At 55.6% G+C, this 17,039-nt stretch carries 10 protein-coding genes, 2 tRNA genes, 3 rRNA genes and 1 pseudogene; all 16 read right to left on the bottom strand.

The window, feature by feature from the left end; genetic code table 11:
- Positions 1–68 precede the first annotated feature (68 nt).
- Complete coding sequence (gene ntrC, locus EAG14_RS05830) at positions 69–1,748, bottom strand: nitrogen regulation protein NR(I) (RefSeq protein ID WP_121728329.1); 1,680 nt, start codon at positions 1,746–1,748, stop codon at positions 69–71.
- A 37-nt stretch (positions 1,749–1,785) separates the two neighbouring features.
- Complete coding sequence (glnL, locus tag EAG14_RS05825; RefSeq protein WP_099658735.1) at positions 1,786–2,808, bottom strand: nitrogen regulation protein NR(II); 1,023 nt, start codon at positions 2,806–2,808, stop codon at positions 1,786–1,788.
- Positions 2,809–2,881: 73 nt separating this feature from the next.
- Complete coding sequence (locus EAG14_RS05820) at positions 2,882–3,394, bottom strand: hypothetical protein (RefSeq protein ID WP_099656248.1); 513 nt, start codon at positions 3,392–3,394, stop codon at positions 2,882–2,884.
- Between the two features lie 220 nt (positions 3,395–3,614).
- On the bottom strand, positions 3,615–5,030 hold the full coding sequence (glnA, locus tag EAG14_RS05815; RefSeq protein ID WP_099656249.1) for a type I glutamate--ammonia ligase: 1,416 nt from the start codon (positions 5,028–5,030) through the stop codon (positions 3,615–3,617).
- Between the two features lie 170 nt (positions 5,031–5,200).
- Positions 5,201–6,021 (bottom strand): annotated as a pseudogene (locus tag EAG14_RS05810) (competence/damage-inducible protein A).
- The gene (locus EAG14_RS05805; RefSeq protein ID WP_121728328.1) at positions 6,018–6,929 is read right to left on the bottom strand and encodes an EI24 domain-containing protein; all 912 of its coding nucleotides are present in this window, start codon (positions 6,927–6,929) and stop codon (positions 6,018–6,020) included. The pseudogene EAG14_RS05810 and the gene EAG14_RS05805 overlap by 4 nt, the downstream one beginning before the upstream one ends.
- 41 nt (positions 6,930–6,970) lie before the next feature.
- Positions 6,971–7,984, bottom strand: a complete 1,014-nt coding sequence (locus EAG14_RS05800) for a sterol desaturase family protein (protein WP_121728327.1) — start codon at positions 7,982–7,984, stop codon at positions 6,971–6,973.
- A 45-nt stretch (positions 7,985–8,029) separates the two neighbouring features.
- The gene (locus EAG14_RS05795) at positions 8,030–8,812 is read right to left on the bottom strand and encodes a polysaccharide deacetylase family protein (RefSeq protein ID WP_121728326.1); all 783 of its coding nucleotides are present in this window, start codon (positions 8,810–8,812) and stop codon (positions 8,030–8,032) included.
- 22 nt (positions 8,813–8,834) lie between these two features.
- Positions 8,835–9,788: a YncE family protein gene (locus EAG14_RS05790; RefSeq protein ID WP_099658736.1), complete on the bottom strand. Its 954-nt coding sequence runs from the start codon at positions 9,786–9,788 to the stop codon at positions 8,835–8,837.
- Between the two features lie 105 nt (positions 9,789–9,893).
- On the bottom strand, positions 9,894–10,643 hold the full coding sequence (locus EAG14_RS05785; protein WP_121728325.1) for a 16S rRNA pseudouridine(516) synthase: 750 nt from the start codon (positions 10,641–10,643) through the stop codon (positions 9,894–9,896).
- A 91-nt stretch (positions 10,644–10,734) separates the two neighbouring features.
- Positions 10,735–10,847: ribosomal RNA gene (rrf, locus tag EAG14_RS05780) — 5S ribosomal RNA — on the bottom strand.
- Positions 10,848–11,000: 153 nt separating this feature from the next.
- A 23S ribosomal RNA gene (locus EAG14_RS05775) occupies positions 11,001–13,879 on the bottom strand.
- Positions 13,880–14,250: 371 nt separating this feature from the next.
- A tRNA-Ala gene (locus EAG14_RS05770) sits at positions 14,251–14,326 on the bottom strand.
- Between the two features lie 32 nt (positions 14,327–14,358).
- Positions 14,359–14,435, bottom strand: a tRNA-Ile gene (locus EAG14_RS05765).
- A 91-nt stretch (positions 14,436–14,526) separates the two neighbouring features.
- A 16S ribosomal RNA gene (locus EAG14_RS05760) occupies positions 14,527–16,055 on the bottom strand.
- The 16S, 23S and 5S rRNA genes sit together here with 2 tRNA genes alongside, the layout of an rRNA operon.
- Before the next feature lie 458 nt (positions 16,056–16,513).
- Positions 16,514–17,038 carry a phosphoribosyltransferase gene (locus EAG14_RS05755; protein WP_121730327.1) on the bottom strand — a complete coding sequence of 175 codons (525 nt, stop codon included), beginning with the start codon at positions 17,036–17,038 and terminating at the stop codon, positions 16,514–16,516.
- Position 17,039: the final 1 nt, after the last annotated feature.

The raw sequence follows: 17,039 nt of genomic DNA, 5'->3' as shown, positions 1-17,039 counted from the left end.
TGGAAATCAACATATCACTATAAATTTAATAGCTGCCAGCGCTTTATTAACAAGCGCTAGAGTGCTTTTTAACCCTCATCCGGCGCATCCAGCCCCAGCTCCTGGATCTTGCGGGTGATGGTGTTGCGGCCAATGCCCAGGCGTTGTGCGGCCTCCATGCGGCGGCCATGGGTGGCCGCCAAGGCCGTGCGAATGAGGCGCGACTCAAAGCGGCGGGTCAGTGCGTCCCACACATCGGGCTGGCCAGAGGCCAGCAGCTTCTGCGCATCACTCTCCAGCGAATGCTCCCAGCCAAGTACGGCGGCAGGCGCTTGCGACGCGAGGGCCGCAGGGGCGATGGAGGCAGGGCCCGCACCCGACGCGTCATACCTGTCTGCGCCAGCACCCACAGGGACGGCAGCAGCCGGAGCGGCATAGGGCACCGCCGGGCTCACACCCGCAGGTTGCCAATCGGCAGGCACCGCCGCCGCAGGCGCAGCCACGGGGGCCAATGCCACAGGCACGGCCAGGGCAGGCTCGTGTGTTGCCACAGGTGCTGCGGCTGGCGCTGCAGCGGCCACCGGCACCAAGGGGGCTTCGAGCACCTCAGGGGGCAGGTCTTGCAACGAAATCACCTGGGCGGGCGCCATCACCGTGAGCCAGTGGCAAATGTTCTCCAATTGGCGCACATTGCCAGGAAAGGCAAACTGCTCCAGGCGGGCCAAGGCCGCGTCGGCAATGCGTTTGGGCTCCACTCCCAGTTGCCGCGCGCTTTGCTGCAGGAAATGGCGGGTGAGCATGGGCACGTCGGCATGGCGCTCGCGCAGTGCTGGCAAGCGCAGGCGAATCACGTTCAGGCGGTGGAACAAGTCCTCGCGAAACCCGCCCTCTTTGACACGCTGCTCCAGGTTCTGGTGGGTTGCAGCGATCACGCGCACATGCGACTTGACGGCCGCATGGCCGCCCACGCGGTAAAACTGCCCATCCGACAGCACGCGCAGCAAACGGGTCTGCAGGTCAAAAGGCATGTCGCCAATTTCGTCGAGGAACAGCGTGCCGCCCTCGGCCTGCTCAAAGCGGCCACGCCGCTGCGTTTGCGCGCCGGTGAAGGCACCCCGCTCATGGCCGAACAGCTCGGACTCCAGCAAGTCTTTGGGGATGGCTGCGGTGTTGATGGCCACAAAGGGGCCGTCTGCCACGGGCGAATGCTTGTGCAGCGCACGCGCTACCAGCTCTTTGCCCGAGCCCGATTCGCCGGTGATGAGCACCGTGACCTGGCTCTGCGAGAGGCGGCCAATGGCGCGGAACACGTCCTGCATGGCGGGCGCCTGGCCCAGCATCTCGGGCGTCTCGGCCTGGCGCTCCTCAGTCACCTCTTCGCGCTGGCTTTCTTCCACCGCGCGGCGGATCAGCTCGACCGCCTTGGGCAGGTCGAAAGGCTTGGGCAGGTATTCAAACGCACCGCGCTGGAAGGCCGAGACGGCGCTGTCGAGGTCGGAGTACGCCGTCATGATGATGACGGGCAGCCCAGGCTGCAGCTCGCGCACCTTCTCCAGCAACTGCAGGCCCGAGCCACCAGGCATGCGAATGTCGCTGACCAGCACCTGCGGGCCTTGCCGGGCGGGGTCGCCCGCGGTCACATCGGCCAGCGCATCCAGCACTTCGCGGGGGTGGGTGAAGCTGCGCGTGGGCAGGTTCTCGCGGGCCAGCGCTTTTTCCAGGACGAAGCGGATCGACGGGTCATCATCTACTAACCAGATCGGCTTCATGTGTTTCTACCTTCCCTGTGGTTGTGTGCCTCGGACCTCAGGGGAGTGGAATCAGGATTCGGAAGTCGGTGCGACCCGCCACGCTGTCGCACTCGATCAACCCATGGTGGCGCTGCACAAACGTCTGTGCCAGCGTCAAACCCAAGCCCGACCCGCCATCGCGCCCCGACACCAGAGGGTAAAAAATCCGCTCTTTGATGGCATCGGGCACCCCCGGTCCGTTGTCGATGACATGCAATTCCAATGCCAGGCGATAACGCTGCCGGCCAAAGGTGACCTGCCGGGCCACGCGGGTGCGCAGGGTGATGACGGCATCGCCTTGCGCAATGCGCTCGGTCAGGGCCTGGGCGGCGTTCTGTACCACGTTGAGCAAGGCCTGAATCAGCTGGGCGCGGTCGCCGCGAAACTCAGGGATGGAGGTGTCGTAGTCGCGCACGACTTTGAGGCCCTGCGGGTATTCCACCAACACCAGCGAGCGCACACGCTCACACACCTCGTGGATGTTCACATCCCCCACCAAGTGGGGGTGGCGGTGGGGGGCCAGCAAGCGGTCGACCAGGCTTTGCAGCCGATCGGCTTCGTGGATGATGACCTGGGTGTACTCCTTGAGTTCACGGCTTTCCAGGTCCATCTCCAGCAACTGGGCTGCGCCGCGAATGCCCCCCAAGGGGTTCTTGATTTCGTGCGCCAGATTGCGAATCAACTCTTTGTTGGCCAGGGCCTGTTCCCGCAGGCGCTCCTCGCGGTCCTGCCGGGCCTGCTGCTCCAGCGGCCACAGCTCCACCAGCATTTCACCCAGGCGCTCTGAAGCCGCCACGTTCACATGCACAGGCACTGGGTCCTGGGTCAGGCGCCGCAGGCTGGCCTCAAAGCGCAGCGCGGCAAAGTCCTGCACCTTGGCACCCGACAGGGCCGTTTGCAGCAAGGCGGGGTCGGTGAAAAAGGCCGAGAAGTCAGCCCCCTCGAGCGTGCGGCGCGACAGCCCCAGCGTGTTTTCCAGAGCCGCATTGGCAAACTGCACCGAGCCATCGGTGCGCAACACGGCGATCAGGGTGGACAGCAGGTCCAGCGAATGAAAACGGCTGAGGCCCTGAGTGGCATCAGCCGTGTGGTTTGTTGTCACAGTGAAAATATCAGTTGGCGGGTAAACGGCTCAGTTCGCGTTTGATGCCAGCGACATCGCTCTCGCTGCGGGCGACTGCGGCCTTGAGCTCGGCAGTGCGCTCCATGTAGCGCTGTGGGTTGCGCAAATCCAGCGCATTGCGCTCTGGCGCGCCGCCGTTGTATTCCTTGACCAGTTCCGCCTGCCGAGCCTCGGCCTTGCGCAACTCGGACTCGAGGATTGCGCGTGCATCAGAGTCGCGCGCACGCTGGTCGTTGTTGCTGACACGCGGTGCTCCAGCGGGGGATGACGACGAGGCAGAGGAAGAAGCGGAAGAGCCACCAGACGAGGCCCCGCCGCCGCCCGAAGGCCGCGACCCCTGGATGACGGTGACGTTGCCACCTTCAACCAGTTTGCAGCCACGCTCTTTGGCCTGGGTGGCATTGTTGGTGTATTCGTTGCCGCAGCGGTAGATGCGGTCTTGCGCCAGGGCGGCGACTGGCAGCGCCGCCAAGATCCACAGGGTGAGTAGCGTTTTGTTCATAGATTTTCCTCGCACAGTGCATGCAGGGTTGCCGTGGAGTATCTCCCAATCACTCCGCATCGCCAATGTAGCGATGGGCACGGCTGGCAGGGATTTGTGTAAGGATGCAACGCTTTACACGACGGCCCTGCTGGGGTGGATAAACCGCGCTCACCAATGTTCCATAAAAAAAGGCGGCCGAAGCCGCCTTTTTGGCAAGTGACAGCCGCGTTGCGGGCTATCAGAGCGAGTAGTACATGTCGTACTCGACAGGGTGCACTGCCATGCGGAAGCGGGTCACTTCGTTCATCTTCAGATCGATGTAGGCGTCGATCATGCTGTCGGTGAACACACCACCCTTGGTCAGGAATGCACGGTCCTTGTCCAGGTGCTCCAGCGCTTGGTCCAGGCTGTGGCACACGGTAGGCACCAGCTTGTCTTCTTCTGGGGGCAGATGGTACAGGTCCTTCGTAGCGGCTTCGCCAGGATGGATCTTGTTTTCCACGCCGTCCAGGCCCGCCATCAGCAGGGCTGCGAAGCCCAGGTAGGGGTTCATCAGTGGATCGGGGAATCGGGCTTCCACACGACGGCCCTTGGGGTTGGCCACGTAAGGGATGCGGATCGAGGCAGAACGGTTCTTGGCCGAGTAAGCCAGCTTCACCGGGGCTTCGAAGTGGGGCACCAGGCGCTTGTAGCTGTTGGTACCAGGGTTGGTGATGGCGTTCAGGGCACGGGCGTGCTTGATGATGCCGCCGATGTAGTACAGGGCATAGTCAGACAGGCCTGCATAGCCGTCGCCAGCAAACAGGTTCTTGCCATCCTTCCAGACGGACTGGTGCACGTGCATGCCGGAGCCGTTGTCACCGTGGTATGGCTTGGGCATGAACGTAGCCGTCTTGCCGTAGGCGTTGGCCACGTTGTGGATCACGTACTTTTGCAGGATGGTCCAGTCAGCGCGCTCAACCAGCGTGCTGAAACGGGTGCCGATTTCGTTCTGGCCAGCGCCCGCCACTTCGTGGTGGAACACTTCGACGGGAATGCCCAGGGATTCGAGGATCAAGGACATTTCAGCGCGCATGTCTTGCGTGCTGTCAACCGGAGGCACGGGGAAGTAGCCGCCCTTGACGGTGGGACGGTGACCACGGTTGCCACCTTCGAGCTTGGCGCCAGTGTTCCAGGGGGCTTCGTATTCGTCGATTTCGTAGAAGGTGTTGTTGGGCTCTGTGCTCCAGCGAACGCCGTCGAAGATGAAGAATTCTGGCTCGGGGCCGAAGTAAGCTGTGTCGCCCAGGCCAGAAGCCTTCAGGTAGGCTTCAGCGCGCTTGGCGATGGAGCGTGGATCGCGGTCATAGGCCTTGCCATCGCTGGGCTCGATCACGTCGCAGGTCAGGATCAGCGTGGTTTCTTCAAAGAAGGGATCGATGTTGGCCGTGCTGGGGTCAGGGATCAGCTGCATGTCGGAGGCTTCAATGCCCTTCCAACCAGCGATTGAAGAGCCGTCAAAGGCGTGGCCCGAAATGAACTTGTCTTCGTCGAAGTGAGAGACAGGCACCGTGGTGTGCTGCTGCTTGCCACGGGTATCGGTGAAACGGAAGTCAACGAACTTGACTTCGTTTTCCTTCACCATCTTCATCACATCTGCAACGGTCTTGGCCATCAGGTTCTCCTGGGTAAAGCGCTTGTTGAAAAAATTTAACGAAATTAAGCAGGTTGCGTGCCAACTGGCCACAACCACTGCACTACCGTGGCGCAAAGCCTTGGCATCTGAAGTGCCGAGGACAAAGCAATGCACCAAAAGAAATCAAACCTCACAAAAAACCAACCCACTCACAAAGATCGCACCAATTCAGGGCCTAAATTTGCACCAATTGAGTGCAATCCCTGCAGCAAGCTGCTCCAACCGGCGGGCACCAGGTCTTTGGGCCCCTTCACCCCGAGCTCAATGTGGCGCCCATATTGGGGGTGATCCACACTGGGCAGGCTGAAAACACGCAGGCCATGGTGGCTTTGCTCAATCTGCTCCATGAGCGGCGTCAGCGACGACTCCATGGCGCCAAACACAATCACCGAGCGCTCGACTTGGGGGCTGAGTGAAAGTGGTCCTGGTAGTAGTGGTCTAACGCCCACTCCATCATGGGCCACGCCATGACGGGAAAGCCGGGTACGAAATGTACCCTGCCACCACCCTCGCCCAGACAACTGAAACCTGGAATTTTGTTGTACGGGTTAGGAATGATTTCTGCCCCTTGAGGGAAGACACCCATGTTCAATCGATGCAGATTGTCCGCGCGCTCGGGCTCATATGCAACGCCCTGCTCCCGCGCCACATCCTGCATTCGCTCGCGGATCAGCGCTGCGGCACCTTCGTGCAGCGCCAGCTCACGCCCCAACGCAGCCCCAGCGCATTGCCTGGTGTGATCGTCAGGCGTTGCGCCAATCCCACCGCAGGAGAAGACCACGTCACCCGAGGCAAAGGCTCGCTGCAACGTGGCCGTGAGGCGGGCGGGGTTATCTCCCACGTAGTCAGCGTAGGACAGCGACAGGCCACGGGCTGCAAGCAACTCTATGGCCTTGGGCATGTGCTTGTCCGCACGCTTGCCGGACAGGATTTCATCGCCAACGATGATCAAACCAAAGTGAGGGGTCATGGCGCAGCTCTATGTTGCTCTGTGAGGTTGTTGGCATCAGGCGCATGGGGAGGGTCAGACGCCGAGACATCCCGGGCCAGGGAATTCCCCTCGACAGGTTGGGCCCGCAGTTCACGCTCCGCTCGTAAACGCTCCAGCGCATGAAGACAAAAATGGGCAAACCAGAGCGAGGAAAACGCAAAGACCAGGGTGTAAATCCAGATCGCTAACGGTAGCAGCGCCACAAAAGCCGCGGCAAACACCACACCGGAGGCCCAAACAATGCTCGGTGCAGCCCCCAGGTATCCGGTCAATATGCCGATCCCTAGCAAACTGGGGCGGTACCGTTTAAACAGCTCCATGCGCTCTTCCTGGGTCGCATGCTCTGCCAAGGCATCGAATGCCATGACCCTGTAGCTCAGCCAGCCCCAAATCAATGGCGGCAGCACCAGCACCAGAGGTGGCACCAGCCAGAGGGGCATAGAGACCACCAACGCCACCAGCGCCATCAGCGTGGACGCGATGGACCAAAGCAGGCCAGAGATGAAAGTCCCCCCTTGCTTACGCATCAGCTGGGGAAATCGCCTGGCAGCCACCATGTTGACCAAGGCAGGCGTCATGAGCAGTGCCACCCCCAGGAGTGACAACACAACCAAAACAGGAGACACCAGTAGCACCAGCATCAGCGGCGCCAGCCAGTCCAGCACGCTCGACACGCCCCAGGCTTCCAGCCACGTCAAAACACTGGACAAGAGGGAGGAGCCATCCAGCAATCGGGTCATTGCAGCAACGGCGCTATCCCAATAAAAGTGATGCGACACCAACGCCAAAATCGCCATCAATACCAGCGGCGCCGCAGACAGCAGCATGACGCGTGGGCGCAAACAATATGCGGCAGCACGCCAAAAGGAATCAAAAAGCAGACCCATAGCGCGAGCATAACGCGCCTGCAGAAAAGCCTTGAATACGCCTACGCGCGCCCCAACAAACGCAACACTCCGCGCCATTGCTGCGACCAGAATCCCTGCCCATAGTCACGTACCCTGCCATTGGCGTCGGGCTCGATCTGATCGCGGACTCCAGTGGGGTCATAGCGTTGTTCAAAATTAGCGGTCCCCATCAACATGTCCCACCAGGGTAAGAGCACGCCAAAATTATGGCCACCCAGCACGACATGTTTTGCCGGTACAACCTGCCCATCTGCACCACGGCGGGCGTCCTTCACAGTTTCATGGCCGATACCGATGCTGTGATGCAAGCGGTGGAATCGCGGGCTCACCCAGAGGCGCTCACCAATCACTCCAAACCACACTCGTAGGTTGGCGTGCTGAAAGCTCTCGCTCAACTGGGCAATCGCCACGATCGCAATGAACTGGGCCGGTGCCACGCCAATGCACTGTGCAACGACCACCCAAATGACATCCCGCAATACGTCATCCAACAGGTGATTGCGGTTATCGGTCCACATGGTCATTTGCCGCTGCGAGTGATGCAGTGCGTGCAGCTTCCACCACCATTCAAAATAATGTTGACCTCGGTGAATCCAGTAGTCCACAAAATCGAATACCACCAAGTAAACGATCAAGCTGACCCAAGGAATATCTGTCCAGCCAGGCAGCAATCCGTCTAGTTGCAAAGGGCTGAAACCCGCCAGCCTCAGCACGCCAAACAGCGAATCCATCACTGGCGCCAAAAGAAAGAACATCGCGACGCGGAACAACCCAAGTCGATGGATCAAGGTGTAAAGCACATCCACGCGCACTGCGGCGCGATCCACCACCAGCTCTACAGGCCGCCATTTCTGCAAGGGCCCAATCACCAGACAAATCACTGCAATTTGAAGCGCACCAACCAGTAGCCAACCTGCCGCGTCGTAACCTGACTCAAGGATGCCCCCCAAGCCCATCGCAAACAAAAGCGGCTGCATGACGCTTTCAAAAATCCACTGCTGCGCGGCATCAAAAATACTGGCGACCCATTCCATAAAACAGCGACCTCAATTTCTTTCAACGCAAGCGACCGCAAAGAATCATCGACGACCAACAAGACCAAGCTGGGGATGTTCTCTCAAGGTCTTAAAGCAAAACCCTTTTTGCTTCAATCCCACGATCAAAGGCTCCAACACGGCGGGAGCCCAGGGCTCTTGCCGTGACCAGATTCCAAGATGGGCCATCAAAATATCGCCACTGCGTATGTCCCGCAGAGCCTTGGCAAGTAACTTGGCGTTACCGAACTTTTCGCTGGGCAGTTCATCACCCAAAAAACCTGCTTGAGCCCAGCCTACGTGGCTGTAGCCGCAGGATTTTGCGGCCTGCTCCAATGCCGGGGAGAGCTTTCCACCAGGCGCCCGGAACAGTGGCAAGGTCGCCTGCCCGGTGAGAGCTTCAAGTCGTTGTGAAGCTTGTGTGAGTTCAGAGCAATAGGCTGCAGTGTTCATCACAAAAGATTCGCCTTGGCGAGACCCTGCCGAAGGCTTGACCCTGAAGGCAGACGCGCTCACATCCGATTGCCAGTAAACGTGGTTAAAGGTGTGCGATGCAAACGCATGCCCCTCTTTTGCCCGATCACGCCACCAAGGAGCCCAATAGTCACCCAGGCTGCCATCGCCTTCTTTGGTTTTCTCATTTGCCGCGAAAAAAGTGACCAGCACCTTGTGTCTCGCCAACACATCCGCGATCAATGGGGCCACGCCCATGTGGCCCGTATCAAATGTCAAATAAAGCGGCTGACGACAAGGCTCGACGGACGTTGCGAAGACTGAAGAAGCAAACAACACTCCGCAAGACAGCAAAGGCACAACCAAGGCTCGCATGTTGAGCTACTTTTTGTGCGTATCAACGCGGTGCGTGCTGCAAAGTCCAGACGCCATGGGGTGATTTGCCTACCGGAACCTGGCGGACGACTTTTTTCTCAACGGTGTCGACGACCGACAGCTTCTTCGCCCAGCGGGAACTCACATAAATATATCGACCATCTGCAGACACATCCATGCAATCGGGGCCACCCGGCACTGGATAGCTCTCAACCACCTCCTGGCGTTGCATATCAATCTTGCTGATCGTATTGGCCACTCGGTTGCTCACATACAGATGTTTGCCGTCCCCTGTCGCGCGAAAAGCATGTGCGCCACTGCCCGTTTTGATTTTCTTGATGCTCTGAGGCTGCGAAGCAGACACGTCAAAGACCTCTACGCTGTCACTGCCGGTCAGCCCGACAAATAACTTCTTGTCATCTGCGCTGCCATACACATCGGCAGGCATAGGTCCGGTTTTGATGCGCCACTTGATGGACTGAGAGGCGATGTCCATTGCAACCAGCTCGTCACTGTCCTGCATCGTGACGTAAGCCGTGGTACTTTTGCTATCAATCCAAACATGGCTAGGGGTGCGTGAGGTAGCAACCCGCTTCACCAAGGTCAAATCCTTGCCATCCCATTTATAAAAATCCACGTGATTCAAACGGTTGGCAGCCGTAACCAACCACTTCATGTCTGGCGTAAAACGCAATTGGTAGGGGTCGACAATGTCCCGGACTGTCCGCTGCACTTCTGCAGTACGAGGATCGATAAACGTCAAAGTGTCACTCAAGGCGTTCGCAATGATCAGCGAACGCTCATCGGGCGTCAGATACAGGTGATGCGGTTCTTTGCCGGTAGCAATCCGCTGTGTCTCAGTCCAGGTCTCTGGGTTGATCACGCTGACGTTTGCATCCAGCGAGTTCAGCACAAACAATGGTGGGGACTGAGCGGCGAAAGCTGACACGGAGAGCAGCGTCGATGCCAAAAAGATGGGGACAAAACGGGAATAGACAGAAAAACCCACAAGCTACCTTTTGAATAAACGCACTCTAAGCATGCAAAGCACGTGCAATGTTCACAGACCTCATGAAACCAATCACGCGCGGAAGCCCAACTCTTTCAGATGGGTTGCATCCAGCCACATCCAATCGCCGGGCTTCATCGACTCAGGCAAAACAAGCGCCCCAATCTGCGACCGGTGCAAACGCTCCACGCGGTTCCCCACTGCTGCAAGCATTCGTTTGACTTGATGGTACTTGCCTTCCAGCAAAGTGAGCTTCAAATGCGTCGAACCCACCATCTGAGCCGCTGCGGCGCGCACAGGCACGGGATCATCATCCAAAACCACGCCACCTAACAGGCGTTGAATTTGATTTTCATCAAGAGGGTGCTTGGTTGTGACCTCGTAAACCTTAGGCACATGCTTTTTAGGCGAGGTCATCCGATGGATGAACTGCCCATCATCACTGAGCAGCAGCAAACCTGTAGTGTCTTGGTCTAGGCGCCCAACCGCTTGGACCCCCTGAATCGCATTTTTGTTGGGTCGTTGCCTTAGAGGGGCAGGTAAAAGCGTGTAAACGCTGGGGTGGATTGAGGGCTTTTGGGAGCACTCTGTGCCCTCGGGCTTGTACAACAGAATGTAGGCCTTCTCACACCATGGCCACTCAACACCCTGTACACGTAACCGCAAATCCTTGGGATTGAAATCCCGGGTTGAATCGGTAATCAACTCAAAACTGTCAGAGGAAGGAACATCGGCGACCGACACCCAACCTTGCTGAACCAACCCTGCACACACGCGACGCGTACCAAACCCCTGAGAAAAAAGAATATCTTGTAACTGCATTGCGATTCGGACTTGCCATTTATTGCAAATTCAATACCCATAACGCAAAACCCCCCAATCCTTATGGACTGGGGGTATTGGGGCTATAAGAGCCTGACGATGACCTACTTTCACACGGGAACCCGCACTATCATCGGCGCAAAGTCGTTTCACTGTCCTGTTCGGGATGGGAAGGAGTGGTACCAACTTGCTATGGTCATCAGGCATAACTTGGTGCTGGGCTGTTCGTGGAACAGCCTGGCGAATTCATAGAGTTTGGAATCAGATTTTATGTGTTTTGACTGCGTCAACTTGGCATAACAATCTTTGAGCTTTTCACACAAGCATGACTGCTTGAGCGTTGGCTATCAAAGTTATAGGGTCAAGCCTCACGAGCAATTAGTATCAGTTAGCTTAACGCATTACTGCGCTTCCACACCTGACCTATCAACGTCCTGGTCTTGAACGACTCTTTAGGGGGCTCAAGGCCCCGGCAGATCTCATCTTGAAACGAGTTTCCCGCTTAGATGCTTTCAGCGGTTATCTCTTCCACACTTAGCTACTCGGCAATGCCACTGGCGTGACAACCGATACACCAGAGGTGTGTCCACTCCGGTCCTCTCGTACTAGGAGCAGGCTTCCTCAAATCTGCAGCGCCCACGGAAGATAGGGACCAAACTGTCTCACGACGTTTTAAACCCAGCTCACGTACCTCTTTAAATGGCGAACAGCCATACCCTTGGGACCGGCTACAGCCCCAGGATGAGATGAGCCGACATCGAGGTGCCAAACACCGCCGTCGATATGAACTCTTGGGCGGTATCAGCCTGTTATCCCCAGAGTACCTTTTATCCGTTGAGCGATGGCCCTTCCATACAGAACCACCGGATCACTATGTCCTGCTTTCGCATCTGCTCGACTTGTCAGTCTCGCAGTTAAGCACGCTTATGCCATTGCACTATCGTCACGATGTCCGACCGTAACTAGCGTACCTTCGAACTCCTCCGTTACGCTTTGGGAGGAGACCGCCCCAGTCAAACTGCCTACCATGCACTGTCCCCGATCCAGATAATGGACCTAGGTTAGAACCTCAAACACACCAGGGTGGTATTTCAACGTTGGCTCCATGAGAACTAGCGTCCTCACTTCAAAGCCTCCCACCTATCCTACACAGATCTGTTCAAAGTCCAATACAAAGCTACAGTAAAGGTTCATGGGGTCTTTCCGTCTTTCCGCGGGGAGATTGCATCATCACAAACATTTCAACTTCGCTGAGTCTCAGGAGGAGACAGTGTGGCCATCGTTACGCCATTCGTGCAGGTCGGAACTTACCCGACAAGGAATTTCGCTACCTTAGGACCGTTATAGTTACGGCCGCCGTTTACTGGGACTTCAATCAAGAGCTTGCACCCCATCATTTAATCTTCCAGCACCGGGCAGGCGTCACACCCTATACGTCCACTTTCGTGTTTGCAGAGTGCTGTGTTTTTATTAAACAGTCGCAGCCACCGATTTTTTGCAACCCCTTTGGGCTCCCTCTGTACGAGTTCACCTACTTGGGGCATACCTTCTCCCGAAGTTACGGTATCAATTTGCCGAGTTCCTTCTCCTGAGTTCTCTCAAGCGCCTTAGAATACTCATCTCGCGCACCAGTGTCGGTTTGCGGTACGGTCGTCAATAGCTGAAGCTTAGTGGCTTTTCCTGGAAGCAGGGTATCACTCACTTCGTCTGCAAGCAGACTCGTTATCACCCCTCATCTAAGCCCGGCGGATTTGCCTACCAGGCACGACTACAGGCTTGAACCAACATATCCAACAGTTGGCTGAGCTAACCTTCTCCGTCCCCACATCGCACTATTGATCGGTACAGGAATATTGACCTGTTTCCCATCAGCTACGCATCTCTGCCTCGCCTTAGGGGCCGACTCACTCTACGCCGATGAACGTTGCGTAGAAAACCTTGCGCTTACGGCGAGGGGGCTTTTCACCCCCTTTAACGCTACTCATGTCAGCATTCGCACTTCTGATACCTCCAGCATCCGTTACCAGACACCTTCACAGGCCTACAGAACGCTCTCCTACCACGTGCAATAAATTGCACATCCGCAGCTTCGGTAACTGGCTTAGCCCCGTTACATCTTCCGCGCAGGACGACTCGATCAGTGAGCTATTACGCTTTCTTTAAATGATGGCTGCTTCTAAGCCAACATCCTGACTGTTTTAGCCTTCCCACTTCGTTTCCCACTTAGCCAATTTTAGGGACCTTAGCTGGCGGTCTGGGTTGTTTCCCTCTTGAGTCCGGACGTTAGCACCCGGTGCTCTGTCTCCCAAGCTGTACTCGTCGGTATTCGGAGTTTGCATAGGTTTGGTAAGTCGCCATGACCCCCTAGCCTAAACAGTGCTCTACCCCCGACGGTAATACTTGAGGCACTACCTAAATAGTTTTCGGAGAGAACCAGCTATTTCCAAGTTTGTTTAGCCTTTCACCCCTATCCACAGCTCATCCCCTAGTTTTGCAACACTAGTGGGTTCGGACCTCCAGTACCTGTTACGGCACCTTCATCCTGGCCATGGATAGATCACTTGGTTTCGGGTCTACACCCAGCGACTGATTCGCCCTATTCGGACTCGATTTCTCTACGGCTTCCCTATTCGGTTAACCTTGCCACTGAATGTAAGTCGCTGACCCATTATACAAAAGGTACGCAGTCACCCTTGCGGGCTCCTACTTTTTGTAAGCATGCGGTTTCAGGATCTATTTCACTCCCCTCCCGGGGTTCTTTTCGCCTTTCCCTCACGGTACTGGTTCACTATCGGTCGATTACGAGTATTTAGCCTTGGAGGATGGTCCCCCCATATTCAGACAGGATTTCTCGTGTCCCGCCCTACTTTTCTCTAACTTAGTACCACACGTCTGTTTTCGCATACAGGGCTATCACCTGCTATGGCCGAACTTTCCATTTCGTTTTGCTAACAGTCGTGCTATCACTAGAAGGCTCTTCCGATTTCGCTCGCCACTACTTTCGGAATCTCGGTTGATGTCTTTTCCTCGAGCTACTGAGATGTTTCAGTTCACCCGGTTCGCTTCGCATACCTATGTATTCAGTATGCGATACCTCTTGCGAGGTGGGTTTCCCCATTCAGAAATCTCCGGATCAAAGCTTATTTGCCAGCTCCCCGAAGCTTATCGCAGGCTATCACGTCTTTCGTCGCCTGTAATCGCCAAGGCATCCACCACATGCTCTTAGTCACTTGACCCTATAACTTTGACATCTCTTTCAAGATATCGCCATTATTTTCAAGGACTTGCCAGGTCTTTCACCTGACGCGTTATGCCGTAATGTGAATAATTCCTCGACTCCAGGTATTTCTACCTTTCATCTGAGAACATTCGTCATTACTGAATTTCAATCAGCTTTCGCTTATTGAATATTCGTTTTGACGCAATCAAAAAATTGTCATCAGAGGCACGGTCTGCACTAAACCTTTACGAATGTGCAGTTTCCTCTGACAACTCTGATTCGACTCTATGAATTTTTAAAGAACAGCCGATTGATCAATCGATATTGATCAACAACAAAGTGGCCTTTTGCAAAGCCGCTTTGGTGTTGAAGTCCTATGCTTGTTGGTGGTGGAGGATGACGGGATCGAACCGACGACCCCCTGCTTGCAAAGCAGGTGCTCTCCCAGCTGAGCTAATCCCCCAATTTCCTCTCACGTATCCGTCTATTGGAATATGGTGGGTCTAGTTGGGCTCGAACCAACGACCCCTGCGTTATCAACACAGTGCTCTAACCAGCTGAGCTACAGACCCATTCCGCCTTCTTGCGAATGACTTCGCAAGTCAGCAGCTTGTTCCAACAACCGATAAGTGTGGGCGTTCAATATTGAATGCAGTTTTCCAGAAAGGAGGTGATCCAGCCGCACCTTCCGATACGGCTACCTTGTTACGACTTCACCCCAGTCACGAACCCTGCCGTGGTAAGCGCCCTCCTTACGGTTAGGCTACCTACTTCTGGCAGAACCCGCTCCCATGGTGTGACGGGCGGTGTGTACAAGACCCGGGAACGTATTCACCGCGACATTCTGATCCGCGATTACTAGCGATTCCGACTTCACGCAGTCGAGTTGCAGACTGCGATCCGGACTACGACTGGCTTTATGGGATTAGCTCCCCCTCGCGGGTTGGCAACCCTCTGTACCAGCCATTGTATGACGTGTGTAGCCCCACCTATAAGGGCCATGAGGACTTGACGTCATCCCCACCTTCCTCCGGTTTGTCACCGGCAGTCCCATTAGAGTGCCCTTTCGTAGCAACTAATGGCAAGGGTTGCGCTCGTTGCGGGACTTAACCCAACATCTCACGACACGAGCTGACGACAGCCATGCAGCACCTGTGTTATGGCTCTCTTTCGAGCACTCCTCTATCTCTAAAGGATTCCATACATGTCAAAGGTGGGTAAGGTTTTTCGCGTTGCATCGAATTAAACCACATCATCCACCGCTTGTGCGGGTCCCCGTCAATTCCTTTGAGTTTCAACCTTGCGGCCGTACTCCCCAGGCGGTCAACTTCACGCGTTAGCTTCGTTACTGAGTCAGTGAAGACCCAACAACCAGTTGACATCGTTTAGGGCGTGGACTACCAGGGTATCTAATCCTGTTTGCTCCCCACGCTTTCGTGCATGAGCGTCAGTACAGGTCCAGGGGATTGCCTTCGCCATCGGTGTTCCTCCGCATATCTACGCATTTCACTGCTACACGCGGAATTCCATCCCCCTCTACCGTACTCTAGCTATACAGTCACAAATGCAGTTCCCAGGTTGAGCCCGGGGATTTCACATCTGTCTTATATAACCGCCTGCGCACGCTTTACGCCCAGTAATTCCGATTAACGCTTGCACCCTACGTATTACCGCGGCTGCTGGCACGTAGTTAGCCGGTGCTTATTCTTACGGTACCGTCATGGACCCCAGGTATTAACCAGAGTCTTTTCGTTCCGTACAAAAGCAGTTTACAACCCGAAGGCCTTCATCCTGCACGCGGCATGGCTGGATCAGGCTTTCGCCCATTGTCCAAAATTCCCCACTGCTGCCTCCCGTAGGAGTCTGGGCCGTGTCTCAGTCCCAGTGTGGCTGGTCGTCCTCTCAGACCAGCTACAGATCGTCGGCTTGGTAAGCTTTTATCCCACCAACTACCTAATCTGCCATCGGCCGCTCCGTTCGCGCAAGGCCTTGCGGTCCCCTGCTTTCATCCTTAGATCTTATGCGGTATTAGCAAAGCTTTCGCTTCGTTATCCCCCACGATCGGGCACGTTCCGATGTATTACTCACCCGTTCGCCACTCGTCAGCATCCGAAGACCTGTTACCGTTCGACTTGCATGTGTAAGGCATGCCGCCAGCGTTCAATCTGAGCCAGGATCAAACTCTACAGTTCGATCTTGATAAATTTAAAGTCTTTCGACTTAACTCATAAAAACGGAATTGAAGTGAACTTCACTTCTATTCTCATGAGCGTTTGTAGTGCTAAGCACTAGTTCCAAAGAACTTGGCACTCGCCATCAAACGCCCACGCTTATCGGCTGTATATTTTTAATGAACCGGATCACAAAGCAACCGAAGTTTTCTTTATTTTCCCGACTTAGCTGCAATCAGCTGAGCCTTGAATTCTAGCACAAGTTTTAAAGTCCTGTCAAACTTGAGGGTCTTTGCAGTTTGCAGCAATTACCCTTTTCAGAACAACCACCGCATTTAGCGCAGCCTTTGATTGTACAACAGTTTTTAACCCGCCGACAACAAAAACCTAACTTTCTGCAATCCCCTTCGCCACCTTAACAATCTAAACCGTCTCAGTAGCGAAGCCCTCGATCATAGCACTACTTTGCCCCCCAAACCTCAAAGCTTCCACTTTCCCAACAACCTATCGGGTCCCAAACTGTCGTAGCCTTCGAAAGGCTGATGTATCCAAGGGTTTGAGGGCAAGAATTCAACAGAATAGTCCGGAATGAAAGAAGACACCCCCTTTGTCCAGATCACGGCACTGCGAAGCTCTGTGATTGGCGCATAGTTTGTTCTCAACATATCCAGCACTGCCCTGAGCGTGTGACCCGAATCGGCCAAGTCATCCACCAACAGCACTCGCCCAGCAATTTCGCCTTTGGGTGTCGTGATGAAGCGCGCGATGTCCAAATGGCCTTGAACAGTGCCCGCTTCCGCTCGGTATGAACTCGTAGACATGATCGCCAGCGGTTTCGAGAAAATTCGACTGAGAATGTCTCCCGGCCTCAAACCACCTCGTGCCAAACAAAGAATCGTGTCAAATTCCCAGCCAGATTGATGCACCTTGAGTGCCAATTTTTCAATCAGGCTATGGTACTCATCGTAGCTTACGTATAGGTGCTTGCCATCTTCTGTCAGCATC

Origin of the sequence: Acidovorax sp. 1608163 (genome assembly GCF_003669015.1) — a bacterium.
In the GTDB taxonomy this organism is placed as follows: Bacteria; Pseudomonadota; Gammaproteobacteria; order Burkholderiales; family Burkholderiaceae_C; genus Acidovorax.
This window is presented reverse-complemented; position numbering and strand designations above follow the sequence as displayed.

Excerpts from the sequence above, each read along its gene's own strand:
- ntrC (WP_121728329.1), bottom strand. The coding sequence starts at position 1,748 with ATGAAGCCGATCTGGTTAGTAGATGATGACCCGTCGATCCGCTTCGTC.
- EAG14_RS05820 (WP_099656248.1), bottom strand. The coding sequence starts at position 3,394 with ATGAACAAAACGCTACTCACCCTGTGGATCTTGGCGGCGCTGCCAGTC.
- glnA (WP_099656249.1), bottom strand. The coding sequence starts at position 5,030 with ATGGCCAAGACCGTTGCAGATGTGATGAAGATGGTGAAGGAAAACGAA.
- EAG14_RS05805 (WP_121728328.1), bottom strand. The coding sequence starts at position 6,929 with ATGGGTCTGCTTTTTGATTCCTTTTGGCGTGCTGCCGCATATTGTTTG.
- EAG14_RS05800 (WP_121728327.1), bottom strand. The coding sequence starts at position 7,984 with ATGGAATGGGTCGCCAGTATTTTTGATGCCGCGCAGCAGTGGATTTTT.
- EAG14_RS05795 (WP_121728326.1), bottom strand. The coding sequence starts at position 8,812 with ATGCGAGCCTTGGTTGTGCCTTTGCTGTCTTGCGGAGTGTTGTTTGCT.
- EAG14_RS05785 (WP_121728325.1), bottom strand. The coding sequence starts at position 10,643 with ATGCAGTTACAAGATATTCTTTTTTCTCAGGGGTTTGGTACGCGTCGC.
- EAG14_RS05755 (WP_121730327.1), bottom strand. The coding sequence starts at position 17,038 with ATGCTGACAGAAGATGGCAAGCACCTATACGTAAGCTACGATGAGTAC.